Genomic DNA, 21,461 nt, shown 5'->3' with positions numbered 1-21,461 from the left:
GTACTCCGGCGTGAAGGAACGGCGAGGGCGGCGAGGCTTCTTCTTCCCCATGCTCTCCATGATGGACATCCTCCCGGGGCTGAACCCCTGATCTCGAATGTCCGTCAAAGCGGATCAAGCCCAGTAGTGCTCGCCGCGTCGCAAATGAGGGCAACATAGCCGCACATCGCCGGTTAGCCAAACCGGCGCTTCTGCAGACGATTGTTGTCCACCGTTTGCCCAGAGCACCACTGCGGATCAGGTCCAACAGAAGAGACTCACCACTTCTGTGCATGCAGAACCCCACGGTTCTCCGCCCTCGGGCCGCGTCGCTTGTCGCCGACCGCCTGCTGTGTCCCTTTGGTGCTCCATACCTCCGGAGATCCACCGCCCTTGCCCACCGAACCGATCGCAGACTACACAGACCGCCAGATACACACGAAGAATGAGGGCGGTACCCCTTTCGTCCAAGATGACAGCCAGTCATCGCTCCTGGCGAATGCCTGGTATTCGACGCGCGACCTCGCCGCCTGCCTGCGTGTAAACACCTCGACTCTGCGCCGTTGGCGCACCGCTCGGCCACCCCAAGGCCCGCCGTTCGTCTCCGTTTCGGAACGCGTCATCATGTACAGCGCGGTCGACGTTGAGGAATGGCTGCACCGCCACCGGACCGTCCCGCGCCGAGACGCATGATGACCGAGAAAGCCATCGTGCCGGTCGGCGTCCGACTCACCACCGACATCGAGTACCGGCCTGATCGCCCCAACCCGTACCGCGCGCGAGTCCGCTGGTTCGACCCGGCTACGAAGCGGCGCCTGTCCCTGTCGGAGGGAAAGGCTGACGAGGACGAAGCGCAGGAGTGGCTTCAGTCCATCATCGAAGCGGCTGAAGCAGGGCTGTCCCCGTCGCTCGCCACCATCAAGCTCGCCGAATACGGCAACGCGAACATGGACCTCGCCCTGCGCGGCTTGGAGTTGAAAACACTCGACCCCTACCTTTCAGGCTGGCGGATGCGTGTCGTGCCCGCCCTGGGCCACCTCCCGGTCCGCATGGTCACCAACGGTGCTGTCGACCGCACCGTGCAGAACTGGATCGCCGACGAGCTCAGCCGCTCAACGGTGAAGAACACCATCGCCGTCCTGGTCCGTGTCATGGAGCAGGCAGTCCGCGACGGCATCATCAAGGTGCACCCCGCCCGGGTGACCGGCTGGCAGAAGCTCTACAAGCAGGCCGAGGACGAGCTCCTCGACCCGCGCGCGCTGGCCCTGCCTGACTGGGAAACTCTCCTCGCACTGGCCGACGCGCTCGTGGCCGCCTCCCACGACGAGTACCGCGGCTGGGGAGACATGGTCATCTTCGCCGCGTGCACCGCCGCACGGATCGGAGAGATCTCAGGCTGCCGCGTCGGAGACATCGACACCACCCAGTGGATCTGGACCGTGCGGCGTCAGACCACACCCGCGCCCGGCGGGCTGACTGACAAGGGCACCAAGGGCAAGCGGGCCCGCAAGGTTCCTATCGTCGAGGAGATCCGGCCCCTCGTCGCCCAGCGCATCCTGTCCGCAGGCCCTAATCCCGACGCCCGCCTCTTCACGGGCCCGCGAGGGGGGCGTATCTCCACCGCCGTCCTGCGCGACGCGACCCACTGGGACAACGTGGTCACCAAGCTCGGGTACGAGCATCTGCGCCGCCACGACCTCCGGCACACCGGACTGACCTGGTTCGCCGACGCCGGAGTCCAGGTACACGTCCTTCGTAGGATCGCCGGCCACGGTTCACTGACCACCACCCAGCGCTACCTGCATCCGGATGTCCACAAGATCACCGCAGCCGGGGCGGCGCTCTCGGCCCACTTCAGCGCGCTGCGCGCACCGCGCTCGCTACCGAGCCCCCTCGCCAGGACCCGCTGACCCGGTCAAGGACGCTGGTCCCCAACTGGTCCCCAAAAATGATCAAGGGCCGGTTTCGGATTTCTCCGAAACCGGCCCTGATCTGCGACTCTTTCGAGTCGGGACGACAGGATTTGAACCTGCGACCCCTTGACCCCCAGTCAAGTGCGCTACCAAGCTGCGCCACGTCCCGCTGTCCGTCTGACCTGGGCTTTCGCCCTGGCCGAACGCGCATGAGAACAATACCGCACTTGAACGGGTGCTCACGAACCCATTGCCGGGAGCCCAGGCCCGGCCGCCGGGTACGGGCCTCTCAGCCGTCCGCGGCGGGCGGTGCAGCCAGCTCGGGGTGGGCCGCGAGGAGCCTGCGCGGCGCCGCCTGACGCCATGAGCCGGTGAGCACCGCGGCCAGCTCCGCCGTGTCGCCGAGGGCGGCCAGCCGCACCCGCAGCCAGGCGTAGCCGTCGTCGTGCCCCGCGCGCAGGAAGAACTTCTCCGGCTCGGCTGCGATCAGCTCGGCGCGGTCCTCGACGGGGCACTTCACGCCCATCGTCGAGTCGTCGTCCCCCAGCGCGGCGAAGATCTTTCCTGCCACCCGGAAGGCGGGACTGCCCCAGGCGAGCTTCTCGGACGTGTCGGGCAGGGAGAGTGCGACCGTACGGACGTCGTCGGCGGTGGTGGCCATGCACGGTCTCCCGTACGCCCCGGCCCTCGGGTACCGACGCCCGGCCCCCACACACCATTGACCCGGACATGTCGTGAACCTACTCTGAACCACGCATATCAGAAAGCGCTTTCTGCCCCCATGCACGGCCCCCACCCCGCACCGGGAGCGCCCCCATGAGCAGCAGTCCGTTACGCGGCTCCACGCCCCATGCCGTCTCCCCGGCGTCGATCGCCCTCATCACCCTCGTCGCGCTCCTGTCGCTGATCGTCGGCTCCGTGGCCGGCGCCGCGCTTCCGAGGGAGCCGGAGGCGGATTACCGCGTCCTGGTGTTCTCCGGGGCCGCGCACGCGTCGCCGGACCCGGTCCCTGCCGGAATCGCGGCGGTCAGGGCCCTCGGTGCCGAGAACGGATTCGAGGTCGAGGCGACAGCCGATCCGGGTGTCTTCAACGACATCGACCTGGCGGGATTCGGCGCGGTCGTCTTCAACAACACCGCGTCCGCGCGGGACGGCATGCTCGACGGGAGCGAGCGCGCCGCGCTGCGGCGGTACGTCCGGGCGGGCGGCGGCTGGGTCGGGCTGCACGACACCTCCGCGGGCATGGGTGACTGGGACTGGTACGAGGGGCTGGTCGGCGCCGTGCTCGACCGGAGCACGCCGGTGCAGCCGGGCAGGGTCAAGGTCCTGGACCACGCGCATCCCTCCACCGTCGCCCTTCCCGATCTCTGGGAGCGCACGGAGCGGTGGCCCAACTGGCGCACCAATCCGACCGCCGCGGTGCACACCCTCGCCCAGGTCAGGGTGCGCGACGGCATCACCGGGCTCGACGAAGGCGTCGACCACCCCTGGTCCTGGTGCCAGAACTACGACGGCGGGCGCTCCTGGTCCACCGCGGGCGGCTCCAACCCGTCGGACTTCGGGGAGGAGGCCTTCCTCGCCCACCTGCTGGGCGGAATCGCGTGGGCGGCGGGCGCGAAGGAGGGCGACTGCACCGCGACGCGGGCCGGCTCCTTCCAGCGGACGCCACTGGTGACCGGAGGGCTGACCGAACCGGTCGACGCCGCCGTTGCCCCCGACCGCCGGGTGTTCGTCGCCCAGCGCACCGGCGAACTGAAGGTCGTCGACCAGCGGACGATGCGGGTCTCCACCGCGCTCGACCTGGCCTACACGCCCGAGACGGCCGCCCGGTCGGACGGGCTGACCGCCCTTGCCCTCGATCCCGGTTTCGAGGAGAACGGCAGGCTCTATCTGCTGCGCTCCGACGCGACGGGCGAGCGGCTGCTCCTCTCCCGCTTCACCGTCCACGGCAGCACGGTCGATCCGGCGTCGGAGAAACGCCTGCTCACCCTCCCGGGCCGCAGGTCCGTGACGAGCGGCGACTCCTCGTCCTCGGGCTCGCTCGCCTTCGACGCGGCGGGTCATCTGTACGCCGCCACGGGCGACACCACGCTCTCCCCGGACTCGGCCGCCGCGAACGACCTGCGCGGGGCAGTCCTGCGGATCACCCCGCAGGACGACGGCACCTACACCGTGCCGGAGGGCAATCTCTTCGCCCCGGGCACCGAGGGGACCGCACCGGAGATCTACGTCATGGGCATGCGGAACCCGTACCGCGCCACCGTCGACCCGCAGACCGGCGCGCTGCTGATCGCCGACGACGGGGTGGGCGGCGCGGTGGGGTACTCCCGGATCACCGAGGCGGGGCGGGCCGGCAGGCCGTACTGCACGGGCGGCGTCACCGGGGAGCCGGCGTGCGCACCACGGGCGGGCGGCGTGCCGGGCACCACGGACCCGGATGCCGTCGGCGGGGCTATGGCCGGGCCCGTCTACACCTACGACGGGAGCAACCTCTACCGCACCAAGTTTCCCGAGTACTTCGCCGGGAAGTGGCTGACCTACGACAGGAGCGCACGCCGCTTCCAGACGCTCTCCTTCCAGCGGTCGGACCAGACGTTCTCCGCCCCGGAGCTCGCGCCGGTCGCATCGGGTGAACTCCAGTCGGTGAACGGCGTGTTCGAGGACATGGAGTGGGTTCGTCCGACCGCCGCCGTCTTCGGCCCCGACGGCGCCCTGTACGTCATCGACTCGGGGCTCGGCGGCGGCACGGGCAGCGACGGCGGCAGCGAGGGCGCGGGGGTCTTCCGGGTCGACCACGTCGGTGACGGCCGGCTGCCGGGAGCGGACATCACCGCCGACCGGGACAACGGCCCCGCCCCTCTCACCGTGGCTCTCAGGGGCAGGGTCTCCGGCGTCCCCGCCGACGTACCGGTGACGTACGCCTGGGACTTCGACGGCGACGGCGACACCGACTCGACGGAGGCGAGCCCCTCGTACACCTACCGCACCCCGGGACTGTTCACGGCGCGCCTCACGGTGACCGAGCCCGGGGGCACGACCGCGACGGCCGGACGGGAGATCGCCGTCGGCAACACCCGGCCCCGGGTCTCCGTCCACCGGCCTCCGGACGGGGGGCTGTTCCGCTTCGGCGACCGCGTGGGCTTCACGGTGGAGGTGCGGGACCGGGAGGACGGGGCCGGAGGGAACACGCGTATCGACTGCTCACGGGTGCTCGTACGCTCCCCGCTCGGGACTCCCACCCGCCTGTCCCCCCTGGAGGGGTCGTCCGGCTGCCGGGGCTCGATCGTCACGGAGGCCGGTACGGGCTCCGGGCCGGATGCGGGTACGGCCTCCAGGTCCGGCACCCATCGGATCACGGTGCGGTACACGGACGAGGGAGCGCCCGGCGCCCCCGAACTCACCGGATCGGCCTCGCTCACCCTGCGCACGGCGTTCCAGGAGGCCGAGCGGTTCACCTCGACCGGGGGCGTGCACGGCGGAGCCGTGGCCGGGAACCGTTCGGGCGCTTCGGGCGGCAGATCGCTGACGGAGATCGAGGACGGTGACTGGATCGCCTTGGACCCCGTCGATCTGCGGGGAGTCCGGTCGGTGACGGTCGGCGCGACGCCGTGCGGGCTCGGCGGCACCGTGGAGTTCAGGTCGGGGTCCCCGACGGGCCCGCTGCTCGGTTCGCTGTCACTCCCCGGCGCGGGGACACGGGAGGCGGGCGAGACCGTCACACGGGCGGCCTCCCTCAAGGGCCGTGGGGGCGGGACCCAGCTCTACATGGTGTTCACCAACCCCCGTTGGAGCAGCGAGACTCCGGATCTGTTCGCGGTGGACTGGCTGCGCTTCGAGGGACGGCGTACGGGCTGAGGGCTCCCCGGGCAGCGGCCGGTCAGGGCCGGAACCGTTCCCTGTGCTCGATCTGCGCCACGATCTCCCTGGCCAGCAGCTTGATGACGTCGAGCCCCGGCCTGCCCCAGGGCCGTGGCACGGTGTCCACCGCACAGACCGTGCCGAGCGCCAGACCCGTACGGTCGATGAGCGGAGCCCCGAGGTAGGAGCGGATGCCTATGTCGTCGACCACGGGGTTGCCCGCGAACCTCGGGTAGTCGCAGACGTCCTCCAGCACGAGGGCCTTGCGCCTCTCCAGGACGTGCGGGCAGTAGCCGTGGTCCCGGGCCATATGGCGTCTGCGGCCGCCGCTGCCCGCGGCGGCGGCGCACAGGTCGGCCCCCTTCGCGGTGCCGGCCGGGGTGTGCAGCCCGGCGAAGAACTGCCGGTTCTCGTCGATGAAGTTGACCATCGAGAACGGTGTCGCGGTCACTTCGGCCACCCTGTCGGCGAAGGCGTCGAAGCTGTCGAACGAGGCGTCCGCGCGCTCCCCGAGACCGAGCCTGCGCAGCCGCGCGCTCCGGCGGGAACCGTCCTGGTCGGCGGGCGTGAGCAGCGGCCGGAGGCTCCCGTACGGAGTCACGAATGGGCCCCGAAGCCCGAAAGCGGTGCGGGCGTCGTGGCGTTGATGAGGTGCTGGACCAACGTGACCAGCGCGCCGGTGCCCGAGCTGGCGATCCGGGCGTCGCAGAGCACGACCGGCACTTCGGGCCCGAGGTCGAGCGCCGCCCTCACCTCCTCCGGTTCGTAGCGGTAGGCACCGTCGAACTCGTTGACGGCGACGATGAATCCGATGCCGCGCCGTTCGAAGAAGTCGACGGCCGCGAAGCATTCGGCCAGCCGCCGCGTGTCGGCCAGTACCACCGCTCCGAGGGCGCCCTTGGACAGCTCGTCCCACATGAACCAGAACCTCTCCTGCCCCGGTGTGCCGAAGAGGTAGAGCACATGCTGCTCGGAGAGGGTGATCCGGCCGAAGTCCATGGCCACGGTGGTCGCCGTCTTGGACTCGATGCCTTCGAGGCTGTCGGTCGCCGCGCTGACCTGTGTCAGGAGCTCCTCGGTGCTGAGCGGCGCGATCTCGCTGACGGCCCCCACGAAGGTGGTCTTGCCGACGCCGAACCCGCCTGCGACCAGCACTTTGAGCGCGACGGGAAAGTACTCGGAGCTTCCGGAGCCGTGAGAGCCGGGCGAGCTGTCAGAGCTGTCGTCGTAGACCATCGAGCACTGCCTCCAGCAGGGATCGGTCGGTGGGCATGTCATGGAATGCGGGGGCGTGCGCGGTGACTGCCCCGCAGTCGACCAGGTCCGACAGGAGGACCTTGGTGATGACCGCGGGGAGCCGGAGATGGGCGGCGATCTCCGCGACGGACGTGGGGCCGTCGCAGAGTTCGAGAGCCACGGTGTGCTCGGGCCCCAGATGGGCCTGGAGGCCCCGGCCCGTGGCCATGACCAGGGAGAGCAGATCGAGCACGGTGGTCGGCCTCGTGCGGCCGTTGCTCACGGTGTACGGGCGGATGAGCCGGCCGGCCGCGTCGTCGAGCAACGGCCCGTCCTGCGGGGCCGGCATCCTCACAGCCCCGGGGTGAACGGTGCTCCGGCCGGCTGCCGGAGCGGCGTCATCAGATAGGGGCGCACGCTCTTGACCAGCATGGCCATCTCGTACCCCAGGACGGCGGCGTCCGCCTCGCGGCCCGCGAGGACGGCGAGACAGGTGCCGGCTCCGGCGGTAGAGACGAACAGGAGCGTGGAGTCGAGCTCCACCACGACCTGCCGCACATCGCCGTTGTCGCCGAAACGGGCACCCGCGCTGCGGCCGAGCGAGTAGAGACCTGCGGCCAGGGCGGCCATGTGGTCGGCGCTGTCGGCGTCCATGCCGTGGACGGACTTCACCAGGCCGTCCGCCGAGAGGAGTACCGCGCTACGGGTGTAGGGAACGCGTTGGACCAGTCCGCTCAGCAGCCAGTCGAGATCCGAGACCTGGCCGGACGGCATTTCGCTCGTCATGGTTCATCTACTCCTTGAACATGTTCTCGGTACGTGGATCCGGTGCGGAGTGCTGCGGTCCCGGGTGGCCCGGGTCCGGTCGCTCCGCGCCGGGAGTCGCGGTGGTGGCGCTGCGGAACGGCAGGGGGGCGAGGCCGTGTGACCGCTGCGCCCCGACGGCCGCGGCCAGGCCCGGCCCTTCGGCGGTCACGGCGGCCGGTGCTCCGTGGGCGGCGGCCGGTCCGGACTCCTCGGCCGTCTGCGCCTCGGCGAGGTCGACACCGCGCCGGAAGGCCGCCATCAGCCCCGGGTCGTGCAGGGCGTTCTCGTCCTCGGCGCGCGGGACGGGGGCCTCCCTGAGCTGCGGGACCAGATGTTCCTGGTTGCTGCGCCTGGGGAGTTGCGGCCGCCCCGCGCCACCGTCCACGGCGGTGGAGGACGTCTCAGCGGGACGTCCGGGGTCCGGCGCCGGGGGGACCGGCGCGGCCGAGGGGGCAGAAGCAGCCGACGGGACAGGAGCGGCCGACGGGACAGGAGCGGCCGAGGGGGCAGGAGCGGCCGTCCGGGCGACCGGCGGGGACGCGGCGAGGTTGGGGCGGTCCACCCGCTCCGCGCGCAGCGGCAGCGGCGGCCCCTCCTGCGCGCGCCGGCTCTGCCGGGGCGGCTGGTCCAGCTGGGGCGGGGCCTGCGCCGAGGAGGCCTGGGGCTCCTCCTGCGCGGGCGGGCGGTGCACGGCTCCGGGGGGAGGCACCGGTGCCGCACCGGGCTCCGCCGTGGCGTCGATGTCGATGCCGAGGAGGACCTCGGGCAGGACGAGGACCGCCTGCGTGCCGCCGTAGATGTTGCTCTGGAGCCGTACGGCGATGCCGTGCCGCCGGGCCAGTGAGGCGACGACGAACAGACCGATCCGGCCGTCCTGGAGCAGATGGGCGACGTTGACCTGGTCGGGGTCGGCGAGCAGCGTGTTCATCCGCTTCTGCTCGGGTCCGGGCATGCCGAGCCCACGGTCCTCGACCTCCAGGGCGAGCCCTGCGGTCACGCGCTGGGCGCGCAGCAGGACCTGGGTGTGCGGCGCGGAGAACACCGTCGCGTTCTCGACGAGTTCGGCGAGGAGGTGGATCACGTCGGCGACGGCGTGTCCGCGCAGGGTGCCGTCGATGGGCGGCACGAGCTTGACCCGCGGGTACTGTTCGACCTCCGCGATCGCGGAGCGCAGCACCTCCGTCATGGTGACGGGGTTGCTCCACTGCCTGCGGGAGACGGCGCCGCCGAGGACGGCGAGGTTCTCGGCGTGCCTGCGGATGCGGGTGGCGAGATGGTCGACGTGGAAGAGGCCCTTGAGCAGGTCGGGGTCCTCGACCTCGTGCTCCAGCTCGTCGAGGATCTGGATCTCGCGGTGCACGAGGGACTGGAGCCGCCGGGCGAGGTTGACGAACACCTCGACCTTCTGTTCGTTCCCGTTGCCTCGGAACAGCTGGGACGCCTGGACGACAGCCGCCACCGCGTCGTCCTGTGCGCGGCCCATCTCGTGGGCCAGCAGGTCGAAGGCGTCGGCGCCGGGTGCGGCGCCGCGTGCGGGGCTGCGGTCCGGCACCGGTTCGCCGTCGCGGAGCTGCTCAACGACGCGCTGCAGCTCGGCGTGGTACTGGGCGCAGGTGCGCCGGAGCGCGAGGCAGCGGTCCTGCACACCGCCCGCCACCCGGCTCGCACCGAGGAGGGCCGCCGCCACCGCCGCCACGGCGAGCGCCCCGGATCCGCCCAGCGCCGCCAGGAGGCTGCCGGAGGGGCGTACGCCGGAGGAGCGGATGGTGAAGATGACGGCGGCTGCCCCGCTGAGCACGGCGGCCACGGTCGGCAGGAGGGCGGCGCGCAGCAGCTGGGGCCGCAGGCGGGGGTCGGGAGCGGGCTGCGCCGCGCGCGGCCGGCTCGGGGCCGAGTGTGAACGGCCACCCGGACGGCCGTGCCGTCCGCCTTCGCGGCGTTCGGGTCGCGCGGTGGGTGCGCGAAGTTGAGACATCATCGTCCTCGGTACGTGGGGCACCAGGAATCGGCATTCGTGTGGTGACACCTACGGTGGTCGGTCAGGCCCGGGTCAACGGCTGGGGCAGGCTCGACCGATATGAGCCCACCGTTGATCACCGGCCACACACGGTAGTCGTCAATCGTCCACGCTCGGCGTGCAGTTGTCGAAGTTGCCCGCCCGGCGTCCCGCTCTGGTATGACACCTCGCACGGGCAGCCGAATACCTCCGCACCCAACTCCGCACGGACGCCCGGAAATCGCTCTCCCGGACGAATCCGGGGAGCTCCGGGCGGACGGACGCACCGGGCGCACGAAGGAGCGGGGAGCGCCGGACTGTCCGGGGCTCCCCGCTCCTTCGTGCAGCCTGCGGGCGCTCAGTCGAGGCGCGGGAGGGGCACCTGGGAGAAGTCGGTGTCCGACGCCAGGTAGAAGCTCGGATAGCTGGGCTGGTTGTACACGGTCTGCTGCCTGGCCACCTCCGCCCGGTACTGCGGGTCGTGCATCAGCGTGTACAGCTTGTGGTGGGTGAGCTCGGTGCTGGTGTAGATCCGCATCGAGGAGCTGTCGGTGGCCGGCAGCAGGAGCTCTTCGCGCCAGTCCCCGAAGACGTCGGCGACCAGGGACGGGTTCCCCTTGGTGTAGTTGTTCGTCGTCGTGCCCTCGGCGGTGAGCAGTGTCCCGCGCCGCCAGTCCCGCACTTCGGGTGTCTGGTACGTCGTGGTCGTGGCCCCGTGCACGATTTGCGTGGTCAGGTCGCCGGCCCAGCGGATGCTCTGGTTGGTGCCGGGGGTCTCCCTGCCCAGGGAGTCGCCCTGCGCGGTGAAGAGCCCGACGGGGTCGCCGCCGGTGCCTTCCACGGCGTTGGACCAGACCTCGAGTCCGGGACGGGCGGGGTCGATGTCACCGATCATGCCGCGTCCGGTGTCGACGCCGGTGTAACCGCCGAAGAGCACCTCGCCCGTCGCGGCGTCGCGCATGGTGTAGCCGTACGGTGCGAAGGGGCCGCCCTCGTGGACGGTGAAGATCTCCTTGCCCGGGCGGGCGGGGTCGATGTCGGCGACGTGCATGGCGTCGCCGTGACCCAGCCGTGTGGTCCTTCCCGGAGCCGAACTTCCTTCCGGCAGGGTTCCGGTGGAGCTGTAGAGGATGCTGCCGTCGTCGTCGAGCGTGGCCGAGCCGTAGACGATCTCCTGCCGGCCGTCGCCGTCCACGTCCGCGGCGCTCAGGGAGTGGAAGCCCTGGCCGGCGAGCGAGGCGTACTCGGGATCGCGTCCGCTCTCGCTCCCCGCGGTGTCGCCGAAGGGGTTGTCCATGCTGGTGAAGCCGCTGTCCGCCTTCCACTCCACTCGCAGGTGCCTGCCGTCCCAGCGGTAGGCGGCCAGTGTGGCGCGTGTGTAGTAGCCGCGGGCGAAGACGGCCGAGGGGTGGCTGCCGTCGAGGTAGGCCACTCCGGCGAGGAAGCGGTCCACACGGTTGCCGGGCTCGATGCGCTTGCCCGCGTAGTCACCCCACATCAGGCCGTCGTCGACCCGGTCGAAGGGGTAGGGGACGGTCTCCAGCTCCCTGCCGCTCGCACCGTCGAAGACGGTCAGGTACTCGGGGCCGCCGAGGATGAATCCCTCGAAGGCGCGCAGTTTGTTGTTGGCCGAGCGGGAGGGGGCGTACACGTCGATGAAGTGGTCGACCAGCTCTTCGGCGTGCCCACGGCTGAGCGGATAGGCATAGGGCTCACGGTCGGTGATGCCGAGGGCCTCCTCGATGGTGGCGGGCCAGTTGCCGGCCTCGACCTCGGCGTGGTCGCTCCAGCCCATGAACACGTCGACCAGGTGGTCGCGGTAGGCGGGCGCGCTGAGCCGGTAGTCGTCCTGGTGGGTGTAGCCGGCCGCGCGGTCGGCGGCGGGCATGGTGATGTAGCGCTCGGAGACCGGCTCGCCGTCGGCTCCGTAGCGGATGATCCGGGTGCCGGGAGCCGTCTTGAACATCATCTCGGAGCGGCCGTCGCCGTCGAAGTCGTACACGAGGAACTGCGTGTAGTGGGCGCCCGCGCGGATGTTGGGGCCCAGGTCGATGCGGTTGAGCAGGGTGCCGTCGAGCTCGTAGGTGTCGATGTAGGTGTTGCCGGTGTAGCCGACCTGCGAGACGTCCTTGGCGTTGGAGGGGTACCACTTGACGACGTACTCGTAGGCGCCGTCGCCGTCGACGTCCCCGACGCTCATGTCGTTGGCGCCGTAGGTGTAGGCCTCCCCGGCGGGGGTGACCCCGTCGGCGGGCTTGCGCAGCGGGATCTCGTAGTAGTTCCCGGACCTCGGGGTGACGGGTGCGCTCGGGCGGCTCTCGCGCCCGTGGGCCACGGCGGCGACACGGTACGCCGAGTTCGCCGACGGGCTCCTGTCCACGTAGTTGGTGCTGTCCTTGACGGTGGCCAGCAGCCGTCCGTCGCGGTAGACGCGGAAGTCGGTGCCGCGCATCCCGGTGCGCGTGGCGCCGGTGACCTCCGAGCCGAGGAGCCGCCAGCTGAGGAAGACACCCTCGTCGCTCCGCACGGCGACCAGCCCGCGGTCGAGGTCCTCCAGCTGCACGGCCCGCGTGGTGCCCTTGTCGCGGCCGGACGGCGCGGCCCCGGCCGTCGCACTGCCGGTGCCGAGCAGGAGCGACCCCGCCAGCAGGGAGGCGAGGAGTGCTCCGGTTCTCCGGCGGGTGGAGCGGAATCTTCTCATCGAGGCTCACTCTTCCGGTGCGGTGGGACGGCTCGGGAGCCGCCGGGGGTTCGGGATGTGCCGTCAGGGGTACGCGCGTCGGACTCACGGAAGGTCCCCGGGCGGCACGCGCGTCGGGTTCGGCGGGAGTCCGCCGGGACGCGCGCGTCGGGTTCGGCGGGAGTCCGCCGGGACGCGCGCGTCAGCGTTCGTGGATGACCACGGACTCCCGTGCGGGCACGGTGACGCGGCCCGCGACGTCCTCGCCGCGCAGGAGCTCGTGTCCTGCGGCGGACACCTCGACGTCGTGGGCGGTGTGGTTGATGACGAAGAGGAAGCTGGTGCCGTCGTCGGAGTACCGCCGCACGGCCTCGGCGCCCTCGGGGAGACCGGCGGCGGCCGGGCTCACCCCGGCCTCGGCGAGGAGGGCGTCGACGATGCCCGCGACTCCCTCCTCGTCGGGACGGGTGGCGACGTACCAGGCGCTGCCCCGTCCGACGCTGTTGCGGGTGACGGCGGGCAGTCCGGCGAGAGGGCCGTCTGCCCACGTGCGCACGCTCTTCGCCCCTTCGAGGTGGGTCTTCTCGCTCCAGAGGTCGGCGCGGGTGCCGTCGTCCAGAGTGAGCACCTCGTCCTCCTGGAGCGGGTAGAACTCCTCGGTGCGTACGCCGAGGAGGTCACGGAACGCACCCGGGTAGCCGCCGAGCCTGACGTGGTCGTGTTCGTCCACGATCCCGCTGAGGAAGGTGATGAGCACGCTCGCGCCCGCGTGGGCGGCCTCGGCGACGCGTGCCGCGTCCCGGTCGGTGACGGTGTGGAGGGTGGGGACGACCACCGCGCGGTAGCCGGCGGTGTCCGTGCCCGCGGAGACGATGTCGACGGCGACGCCGCGCCGCCACAGGGCGCGGTACCAGCGCGTCGCCTCCGCCATGTAGTCCAGGGCGTCCGTGGGGCGGCCCTCCGCCTCGGCGCTCCACCAGGAGGGGTAGTCGACGACGAGCGCGACCTCCGCCCTGACGCGGCTCCCCTTCACCGGTGCCAGGGCGCGGAGGATCCGGCCCAGTTCCACGGTGTTGCGCCACACGTCGGTGTCCCGGCCCGCGTGCGGAACCATGGCGGAGTGGTACTTCTCGGCCCCGGCTGCGGACTGCCGCCACTGGAAGAACATCACGGCGTCGGCGCCGCGCGCCACATGGGAGAGGGAGTTGCGCAGCATCTCACCGGCGCGCTTGGCGCCGTTGCGGGGCTGCCAGTTGACGGCGGAGGTCGAGTGCTCCATCAGCATCCACGGCGCGCCTCCCGCGACTCCGCGGCTGAGGTCGGCGCTGAAGGCGAGCCCGATGTGGGCCTCGGGGTCGCGGGAGACCAGGTAGTGGTCGTTGGCCACGACGTCCATGTCGGACGACCAGGAGAAGTAGTCGACCCACTTGTTCGCTGTGGTCATCATGAAGTTCGTCGTCGTCGGCACATGCGGGGTGACCTCGCGCAGCACGTCGCGCAGGGCCCTGTAGTGCGCGAGCTGCTCGTCGGAGGAATACCGGGCGAAGTCGAGCTGCTGGGTCGGGTTGACGAAGGTGGGGGCGGCCCTCGGCGGGAGGATCTCCTCGAAGGAGTCGTAGCGCTGGGACCAGAAGGCCGTGCCCCAGGCGGTGTTGAGCGCGTCGATCGTGCCGTAACGGCTCTCCAGCCACCGGCGGAACGCCACGGCGGCGGCGTCGGAGCAGTCGTGCGGCACATGGCAGCCGAGTTCGTTGTCGACGTGCCACAGGGCCAGTGCGGGGTGCTCGCGGTAACGCTCGGCCATCCGGCGGGTCATCCGCAGGGCGTAGTCGCGGAACAGCGGCGAGGAGACCGCGTACGACTGCCTGGAACCCTGGTTCAGGACGGTGCCGTCGGGGCGTTCGGGCAGGATCTCGGGGTGCTTGCGTGTCAGCCACGGCGGCGGTGAGGCGGTGGCGGTGGCCAGGGCGACGCGGATGCCCGCCGCGTGCAGCCTGTCCAGCACCGCGTCGAGCCATTCGAATTCGAACTCGCCTTCACGAGGCTCTAGTTGGGCCCAGGAGAAGATGGCGACACTGAGGAGGCCGACACCGGCCTCCCGCATCAACTCCACGTCCTCCAGTTGGACGTCCAGCGGCCACTGCTCGGGGTTGTAGTCGCCCCCGTACGCGATTCCGGGGACGTTCAGGGGCCAGAGGCTTTCGGTGGGCATGCTGGTCCGTCCTTCTGCGGGCACCTGGGTGCCCTTCCGGTGAACGAGGTGTGCGACGGGGTGGCTTGTAACGTTTCAAGGAGTCGGGAAGGAGCCTAGGCAGGCCCCTATGTTGACGTCAACATCCGTGCACGAAGGTCTCCGTACGGGCATGAGCGACCGCTCGCATACCCTGTCGGGACCACCGGCCGAGCCCTCGGCCCGGACGCCCGGAGGAGGCCATGGACAGCACGCGAGCGGATTCCGGGCAGGCGCGGCAGCGGAGACGCGAGGCGTCCATCGACGACGTGGCACGGCGCGCCGGGGTCTCCGGCCAGACCGTGTCCCGCGTCGCCAACGGCCGCAGCAATGTGGGTGCCGCCACCCGGGAACGCGTGCTGGAGGCCATGCGGGAACTGGGCTACCGCCCCAACAGCGCGGCCAGGGCGCTGAGATCGGGGCAGTTCCGCAGCATCGGGGTCATCGTCTTCACCCTCACCTCGTACGGGAACCTGCGGACCCTGGAGGCGGTCGCCGCGGCGGCGACCGAGCGGCGGTACGCGATCACACTGATGCCCCTGCGACACCCCACCCACGCGGATGTGAGCGTGGCCCTCGACCGGCTGGGTGAGCAGGCCGTCGACGGGGTCATCGTGCTGATCGAGTCCCGTCTGAACGGCGGCGCCGAGGCCCAGCTCCGCCGGGGCGTACCGGTGGTGACCGTGGACTCGCGGGTGGCCGGCCACTCCCCCGTCGTGGACACCGACCAGCTGACGGGCGCGCGTCTGGTGACCGAGCATCTGCTCGGACTCGGCCATGAAACCGTCTGGCACGTCGCCGGGCCGCGCGACTCCGACTCCGCCGGTCTGCGTCTTCGGGGCTGGCGTGAGACCTTGCGGGCCCATGGGCGGCGGGTGCCGGAGGTGCTGCACGGCGACTGGTACGCGGACTCGGGCCACACCGCCGGACAGCGGCTCGCCGCCGAGCCGGGAGTGACAGCCGTCTTCGCCGCCAACGACCAGATGGCGCTGGGGGTGCTGCGCGCGCTCACGGAGGCGGGCCTGCGCATCCCTGCGGACGTGAGCGTCGCCGGGTTCGACGACATGCCCGAGTCCAGGAACTTCATCCCGCCTCTGACCACCGTCCACCAGGACTTCGCCGCCATCGGCCGGACCGCCGTGGACGCACTGGTGCAGGAGATCGAGGGCGGGCCGCCCGCCGCGTACACGGGCGTCGCCCCTCGGCTGACCGTGCGGAGCAGCACCGCCGCGCCGGCCACGCGCCGGCCGAAGGACGCCGCCCGGTCGGCGAGCACCTCGGCCGGGAACGTCAGCACGGCGTCGCCGGCCTCGGGCAGGCCGGCGGGAGACGTGTTCCTGTCCGCCCCGCCCGTACCGATCCTGGCCGTCTCAGGAGGCGCCGGTTCGGGAAAGACCACGCTGGCGAACGGGATCGCCCGTGTCCTGCCCGGCACCCGGGTCGTGCATCTGGACCACTGCTTCCACACCAGCCCCGACCTTGCCCCGGTCGTTGCGGCGGTCAAGGGCGACGGCTACGTCATCGACTTCAGCAACCCGCTCTCCCTGGACTGGGACAAGGTGCGGAACGCACTCGACGCGGGTACCGGCGAGGACACCCGCCTGCTGCTGATCGAGGGCACGTTCGCTCTGCTGCCCGCCCTGGCCTCCGTAGCGCGCTGGAGTGTCTACGTCGACACCCCGGCCGACCTGCGTCTCGCGCGCAAGCTGCTCCGCAAGGCCGGCGAAGGGGTGGACCTCGAGATCAGCCTCCGGGGCTACCTCGCTCACGGGCGCGAGGCCCACGGCCGCCATGTCGCACCGCTGCGGAGCACAGCCGGGCTGGTCGTGGACGGCACCCGTCCGAGCGGTGAACTCGTGCGGCAGATCGTCGCGATGCTGGGAATCTGACAGCGCCCGCGCGCCTCCGTCAACCTCGCCGCCGCGCCGGCGGAGCAGCACCAGCACACCTCGGCCCACACCACTCGCAGCCGCCCCTTCGACCCCGTTCGCCCCATGCGTTTCGGACACCGGCGATTCGGCCATTCCTCGCGGTCCGACGGCGGCCTCAGCACCGTGGCCATCCACTCGGCACCTTGCCGCTCAAGGGCTCCAGCCCGTCCGGAATCGAGCGCGTTCGATTCCCCGGGGCCGTCGTTATGCCGAGCACTGCCGAGCCGATCCGGTGCGGCGCCGACCCAAGGAGAGACGCAGGGTGACTGTGACCGACACCTCGGCCGCAAGCGCGGAGATGCCTCCCCCTCCGCCACCGGCCGACATCACCTTCGAGGGCAAGCACGGCAAGAACCCCCTGGCCGAGGCCAGTTTCGGGGTCCTGTGCATGCGCCTGCCGGCCGTCATCGGGCACACCGCCCGAAGGGCCTGGGAGGTCGACAGGGCCGGGGCCGTGCTGCTGGTGGTCTGCCAGCTGCTCACCGGCGCCGCAGCGGCGGTGGTCCTCGCGTTCACCGCGCGGGCCATGACGCACCTGCTGGGCTCCGGCCCTGTTTCCGAACGCCTGAATGAGTCGTTGCCCGCCCTGATCGCGGTGACCGCGGCCGCGGGCGTGGGCCGCGTCGGCAGCGCTCTCTCCTCGTACGCCGACGGGCGGATCACTCCGCTGCTGGCGACGGAGGCGGACATCGCGCTGGTCTCCGCGGTGTGCCGCGTCGAGTCGTCCGCGTACGGCGAGGACGGATTCGCCGACCGGCAGGAGGCCGCCGAGGTCGGCGTCACCAGGACCCGGGAGATGGTCAAGGACGCCCAGCGCTTCCTGGCCGCCCTGGTCCGCATGATCGCGGCGACCGGTGTCATCACCGCCCTGCACTGGACGATGCTGCCGCTGCTCCTGCTGGCCGTGCTCCCCGCCGGCGCCGGCGCCGTGCTCTCGGCGAGGGTGGACTACGAGACGCACTACCTCAACGTCGGTGACCGCAACGTACGTTCCATGATGCGTTGGTGGGCCACCTACTCACGGTACGGCGACGAGGTCCGTGCGAACGGCATGACCGGTTACCTCGTCCACTGGTACCGCGCCCTCTCCGACCGGATCGACCGGCGCACCCTCACCGCGGCGCCCCGCATGCTGCGTATCGTCCTGACCACGAGCGCCCTGGGCGGCGTGTTCCTGCTGGCCACCTGGGCCACGCTCGCCTGGCTGGCCACCACCGGGCGTGTCGCACTCCCGGTGGCCGCGACCGCGGTGGTCGCCGTGCAGACCACGCTGGCGGCGCTGTCGCAGTTCGTCATCCACGGGGCGGCGATGTTCCACACCTCGCTCTACCTCGCGGACATGCGGACCTTTCTCGACATGGCCGGCGAACGGGCGCCCGCTCGCGGCGAGCTGACCATCCCCGACCGGGTCGACGAGATCCGGCTCGACGAGGCCGTCTACCGCTACCCGGGCAGGATCGAACCGGCGGTCGCCGGCGTCTCGCTCACCCTGCGGCGGGGCGAGATCCTGGCGATCGTCGGTGAGAACGGCTCCGGCAAGTCCACCTTGGCCAAGCTCATCACCGGCATCCTCCTCGCCGACAAGGGCCGCGTCCTGTGGGACGGCACCGACCTCGCCGAGGCCGACCCGGACTCGGTGTGGAAACGGACGGCACTGGTCCCGCAGAACTTCGCCTGCTGGCCACTGCGTACGCGAGAGAACATCACCCTCGGGCAGCCCAGGACGCATGACGACGGACCGGTGTGGGACGCGATCGACGCCGTGGGCATGCGCGAGGCGGTCGAGAAGCTGCCCGCACGGCTCGACACCCTCCTGGCCAAGGAACTCTGGGGCGGGGCCGAGCTGTCCGGGGGCCAGTGGCAGCGGCTGGTGTGCGGACGCGCTCTGTACCGGCGGACACCGCTGCTGATCCTGGACGAGCCGACGTCGCAGATGGACCCGCGCGGGGAGCACCAGATCTTCCTGGAGATCAAGCGCATCGCCTCCGAGCGCATGACCATCGTCGTCACCCACCAGCTGGAGAACACCCGCCTCGCCGACCGCATCGTCGTCATGAGCGAGGGCCGCGTGATCGAACAGGGTGGGTACGAGGAACTGGCCTCCGGTGGAGGCCTGTTCGCCGAACTCGTCGCGCTGGCCAAGGACCGCTAGGGCCGGAGGGGCCGGGGGGAGGTCCACCCGGGCAGGGCGGGGCCGAGAGTCGGCCCGGGGGCGGGGGCGAGCGTCCCGCCCCCGCTTCCCAGCTCCCCCTCCCCACGGATCAGGACGAGGCAGCCAGCGCGGCGCGCCAGGCCGCGCTCTCCACATAGTGGTTGTCGAAGCGCTCGGCGGACTCGGCGATCTCCTTCGGGTCCGCCTCCCCGCGCATGACCCTGCCGAGCAGGCGCAGATACGCGAAGCGGTCCATGTGGCGGTCGAATACGAACAGGACGTCCGCCGTGGCTCCGGGGGCGGCGGCGAAGGCATGCGGTGTGCCCGGCGGTACCGCGAGGAAGTCGCCCTCCCGCAGAACCGTCACCTGGTCGTCCACGAGCACCCGCAGGGCACCGCCGAGGACGAAGAACATCTCCGTCGCCCTGGTGTGGAAGTGGGCCGGAGCGCCGACGGCCCCTTCGGCGAAGGTGGACCGGTAGCTCGTGAAGCCGCTGTCCCCGTGGGCGCCCTCACCGAGCAGGCACATCACACTGCTCGGGTCGGCGCAGGTCTCTGCATCGGCGTGGCGGGTGAGAACCGGGGTGTCCGAGGTGGTCTTTTCGTCCGTCATGGGGACAACTCTAGATTCGTAAGTGCCCACTCCCCAGGTCCATTCGGGAGTACTCTCCCTGGGCCAATCACCTCCCCGGCGACCCCGGTTCAGCGCCCCGGCGCGCATGGCCAGGAGCACGCTCCGGCGCACCTCACCCACCGCGCCCCACCCTCATGCGCCCGTTACCGCCAGGGCTTTCGCCTCATAGAGTGGGACGGTCCGCCACCGCATGCCGCCGCCCCACCAGGCCCGTCGTACGGGGCGGCCCTGCGCGGACCCACCGCACGATCTGTCGCAGGGAGAGTGCTCTTGAGCAGCTACGACCAGTTGATCCTGTCGGACGACCCGGTGCTGTACCTCGGCCTCGGCGGAGCCGGGACGGAGGTGTCCCCGGGCGGGCTCACCGCCACGTACCACGGTTCCCCCGGACACACCCATCTGCCCAACGGCGACCCGGCCACGCTGTTCGACGGCACCGCGGAGCAGTACATCGACGTCCCGGACAACGATGTGCTGTCCGTCCCCACCACGGGGGCGCTGACCATCGAGGCCTGGCTGCGCCCGGACGTCCTCGTCTTTCCGCGCACGGAGGGCACCGGCTACGTCCACTGGCTCGGCAAGCTCACCTACGCCACCGTCAACCAGTGCGAGTGGGTGGCTCGCATCTACTCCGCGGACAACACCGAGGGCCGCGCCAACCGCATCTCCGGCTACGCCTTCAACCCGCCGGGCGGGCTGGGCGCGGGCTCCTACTTCCAGGACACCGTCCGGCCCGGTGAGTGGATCCACTACGCCCTCGTCATCACGACCGCACCGGACGGCCCGGCGCAGCCGCCCGGGCACACCAAGATCTTCCGGGACGGGCGTCTGCGGGACCGTGACGCGCTGGCCGACTACACCATCGTCCCCGGCAACACCACATCTCCGCTGCGCATCGGCAGCGCTGCCCTGCGCTCCTCCTTCCTCGGCGGGATCGGCAAGATCGCCGTATATCCCCGGGAGTTGTCCGAGCAACGCCTCACCGAGCACCACGCTGCCATGACCGCCGGCTGACCCCTGGTGGTGCAACCCCGGATTCGGGCCGTCCGCTGCTCGTGGTCCGCCTAGGCTGGTGGGCCATGGACTGGAACAGCTGGCACGACCGGTACGACGTCGCCGACTCGTGGATGGCACGGCGGCTGGAGACCGTCCGGACGCAGATTCGCGCCGTCCTCGACGCCGCCCCGGCCGGGCCGCTGAGCGTGATCAGCCTGTGCGCCGGGGACGGCCGCGGCCTCCTCCACGTCCTCGCCGGTCATCCCCGCCGGACCGACGTGCGGGCCAGGCTCGTCGAGCTCGACGCGCGCAACGCCGACGCGGCGTCGCTGACGGCCCGCCGGGCAGGCCTGGAGCAGGTCGAGGTCGTGACGGGTGACGCGGCGCTCATCGACCGGTACCAGGACCGGGTCCCGGCGGATCTCGTCCTGATCTGCGGCGTCTTCGGCAACATAACCGACCACGACATCGAGCGCACCATCGGCGCCTGCAACCAACTGTGCAGGACCGGCGGAACCGTTATCTGGACCCGGCACCGAGGCGCTCCCGACCGGGTGCCGCTGATCTGCGACTGGTTCGGCGCGCAGGACTTCGAGCTGCGGTGGGTGTCGGAGCCGAGCGTGGGCTACGGCGTGGGGGTGCACCGGTTCATGGGCACGCCGCAGCCCGTGCGCGGCGGCCGGCGGCTGTTCCGTTTCGTCGGTGACGACGACCTCGGCCGCCGGACCTGAAGCGCCGGTCGGGCCCGTACTGGGTACGGGCCGGACCTGAAGCGCCGGTCCGGCCCCGCACTCAGTATCCGCGGCGCTCCGCGGCGGCGTGCCACCAGCCGGGCGGGCTCTGGCCGGAGACCACCGCGCTCGGCTGGTCGGGATGCAGGCCGAGGCGGCGGAGAGCATCGGCGGCGATCCGGACGCTGAACCAGCCGTGCCAGTGACCGTCGGAGGCGATGCCGCAGGCCAGGTCGAAGCAGAGCTCGCCCGCGGTGAAGGGCATCCAGTCGATACCCCGCTCCCGCAGTCAAGCCCGGGCGGCGGCGTTCGGATGCA

17 protein-coding genes and 1 tRNA gene are annotated in these 21,461 nt (G+C 71.2%); 7 read left to right on the top strand and 11 right to left on the bottom strand.

Annotated elements, in window-relative coordinates; genetic code table 11:
• The first annotated feature begins 342 nt into the window (after positions 1–342).
• Both ACWCQM_RS38245 and ACWCQM_RS38240 read left to right on the top strand, forming a co-directional pair.
• Positions 343–672: a helix-turn-helix transcriptional regulator gene (locus ACWCQM_RS38245; protein WP_450919687.1), complete on the top strand. Its 330-nt coding sequence runs from the start codon at positions 343–345 to the stop codon at positions 670–672.
• Positions 672–1,889 carry a tyrosine-type recombinase/integrase gene (locus ACWCQM_RS38240; RefSeq protein WP_450919686.1) on the top strand — a complete coding sequence of 406 codons (1,218 nt, stop codon included), beginning with the start codon at positions 672–674 and terminating at the stop codon, positions 1,887–1,889. The genes ACWCQM_RS38245 and ACWCQM_RS38240 overlap by 1 nt, the downstream gene beginning before the upstream one ends.
• 98 nt (positions 1,890–1,987) lie before the next feature.
• Here the strand turns inward: ACWCQM_RS38240 and ACWCQM_RS38235 are convergent.
• Together ACWCQM_RS38235 and ACWCQM_RS38230 are read right to left on the bottom strand one after the other, a co-directional pair.
• Positions 1,988–2,061: transfer RNA gene (locus tag ACWCQM_RS38235), tRNA-Pro, on the bottom strand.
• Positions 2,062–2,181: 120 nt separating this feature from the next.
• Positions 2,182–2,553: an MmcQ/YjbR family DNA-binding protein gene (locus tag ACWCQM_RS38230; RefSeq protein WP_450919682.1), complete on the bottom strand. Its 372-nt coding sequence runs from the start codon at positions 2,551–2,553 to the stop codon at positions 2,182–2,184.
• Positions 2,554–2,708: 155 nt separating this feature from the next.
• Between ACWCQM_RS38230 and ACWCQM_RS38225 the strand changes: the two genes are divergently transcribed.
• Positions 2,709–5,747, top strand: coding sequence for a ThuA domain-containing protein (locus tag ACWCQM_RS38225; protein ID WP_450919681.1), 3,039 nt, complete (start codon positions 2,709–2,711; stop codon positions 5,745–5,747).
• Positions 5,748–5,769: 22 nt separating this feature from the next.
• On the opposite strand, the gene ACWCQM_RS38220 is transcribed toward ACWCQM_RS38225, so the two are convergent.
• From ACWCQM_RS38220 to ACWCQM_RS38190, 7 genes are all read right to left on the bottom strand, one after another.
• Entirely contained in the window at positions 5,770–6,351 is a 582-nt protein-coding gene (locus tag ACWCQM_RS38220) for a GAF domain-containing protein (protein ID WP_450919680.1), read from the bottom strand.
• Positions 6,348–6,986 carry a GTP-binding protein gene (locus ACWCQM_RS38215; protein WP_450919679.1) on the bottom strand — a complete coding sequence of 213 codons (639 nt, stop codon included), beginning with the start codon at positions 6,984–6,986 and terminating at the stop codon, positions 6,348–6,350. Before ACWCQM_RS38215 ends, ACWCQM_RS38220 begins: the two co-directional genes overlap by 4 nt.
• Positions 6,964–7,335 carry a DUF742 domain-containing protein gene (locus tag ACWCQM_RS38210; RefSeq protein ID WP_267078564.1) on the bottom strand — a complete coding sequence of 124 codons (372 nt, stop codon included), beginning with the start codon at positions 7,333–7,335 and terminating at the stop codon, positions 6,964–6,966. The genes ACWCQM_RS38215 and ACWCQM_RS38210 overlap by 23 nt, the downstream gene beginning before the upstream one ends.
• Positions 7,336–7,337: 2 nt before the next feature.
• On the bottom strand, positions 7,338–7,772 hold the full coding sequence (locus ACWCQM_RS38205; protein WP_073749086.1) for a roadblock/LC7 domain-containing protein: 435 nt from the start codon (positions 7,770–7,772) through the stop codon (positions 7,338–7,340).
• A gap of 7 nt (positions 7,773–7,779) precedes the next feature.
• Complete coding sequence (locus ACWCQM_RS38200; protein ID WP_450919678.1) at positions 7,780–9,768, bottom strand: sensor histidine kinase; 1,989 nt, start codon at positions 9,766–9,768, stop codon at positions 7,780–7,782.
• A 379-nt stretch (positions 9,769–10,147) separates the two neighbouring features.
• Positions 10,148–12,490 (bottom strand): rhamnogalacturonan lyase, encoded by a 2,343-nt coding sequence (locus ACWCQM_RS38195; RefSeq protein WP_450919677.1) that lies wholly within the window; start codon positions 12,488–12,490, stop codon positions 10,148–10,150.
• Positions 12,491–12,671: 181 nt separating this feature from the next.
• Positions 12,672–14,681, bottom strand: coding sequence for a beta-galactosidase (locus tag ACWCQM_RS38190; protein WP_450919676.1), 2,010 nt, complete (start codon positions 14,679–14,681; stop codon positions 12,672–12,674).
• A gap of 221 nt (positions 14,682–14,902) precedes the next feature.
• Here ACWCQM_RS38190 and ACWCQM_RS38185 point away from each other — a divergent pair, with 221 nt between their 5' ends.
• On the top strand, positions 14,903–16,588 hold the full coding sequence (locus tag ACWCQM_RS38185) for a substrate-binding domain-containing protein (protein ID WP_450919675.1): 1,686 nt from the start codon (positions 14,903–14,905) through the stop codon (positions 16,586–16,588).
• A gap of 340 nt (positions 16,589–16,928) precedes the next feature.
• On the top strand, positions 16,929–18,782 hold the full coding sequence (locus ACWCQM_RS38180; protein WP_450919685.1) for an ATP-binding cassette domain-containing protein: 1,854 nt from the start codon (positions 16,929–16,931) through the stop codon (positions 18,780–18,782).
• A gap of 109 nt (positions 18,783–18,891) precedes the next feature.
• On the opposite strand, the gene ACWCQM_RS38175 is transcribed toward ACWCQM_RS38180, so the two are convergent.
• Entirely contained in the window at positions 18,892–19,395 is a 504-nt protein-coding gene (locus ACWCQM_RS38175; RefSeq protein WP_450919674.1) for a cupin domain-containing protein, read from the bottom strand.
• A gap of 291 nt (positions 19,396–19,686) precedes the next feature.
• On the opposite strand from ACWCQM_RS38175, the gene ACWCQM_RS38170 reads away from it, so the two are divergent.
• Both ACWCQM_RS38170 and ACWCQM_RS38165 read left to right on the top strand, forming a co-directional pair.
• A complete protein-coding gene (locus ACWCQM_RS38170) occupies positions 19,687–20,430 on the top strand; it encodes a LamG-like jellyroll fold domain-containing protein (RefSeq protein ID WP_450919673.1) in 744 nt (247 codons plus the stop codon).
• A gap of 65 nt (positions 20,431–20,495) precedes the next feature.
• The gene (locus tag ACWCQM_RS38165; RefSeq protein ID WP_450919672.1) at positions 20,496–21,143 is read left to right on the top strand and encodes a class I SAM-dependent methyltransferase; all 648 of its coding nucleotides are present in this window, start codon (positions 20,496–20,498) and stop codon (positions 21,141–21,143) included.
• Between the two features lie 61 nt (positions 21,144–21,204).
• Here the strand turns inward: ACWCQM_RS38165 and ACWCQM_RS38160 are convergent, their stop codons facing one another.
• Positions 21,205–21,408: a hypothetical protein gene (locus ACWCQM_RS38160; protein ID WP_450919671.1), complete on the bottom strand. Its 204-nt coding sequence runs from the start codon at positions 21,406–21,408 to the stop codon at positions 21,205–21,207.
• Positions 21,409–21,461: the final 53 nt, after the last annotated feature.

Source organism: Streptomyces sp. NPDC002125 (assembly GCF_053593715.1).
This window is presented reverse-complemented; position numbering and strand designations above follow the sequence as displayed.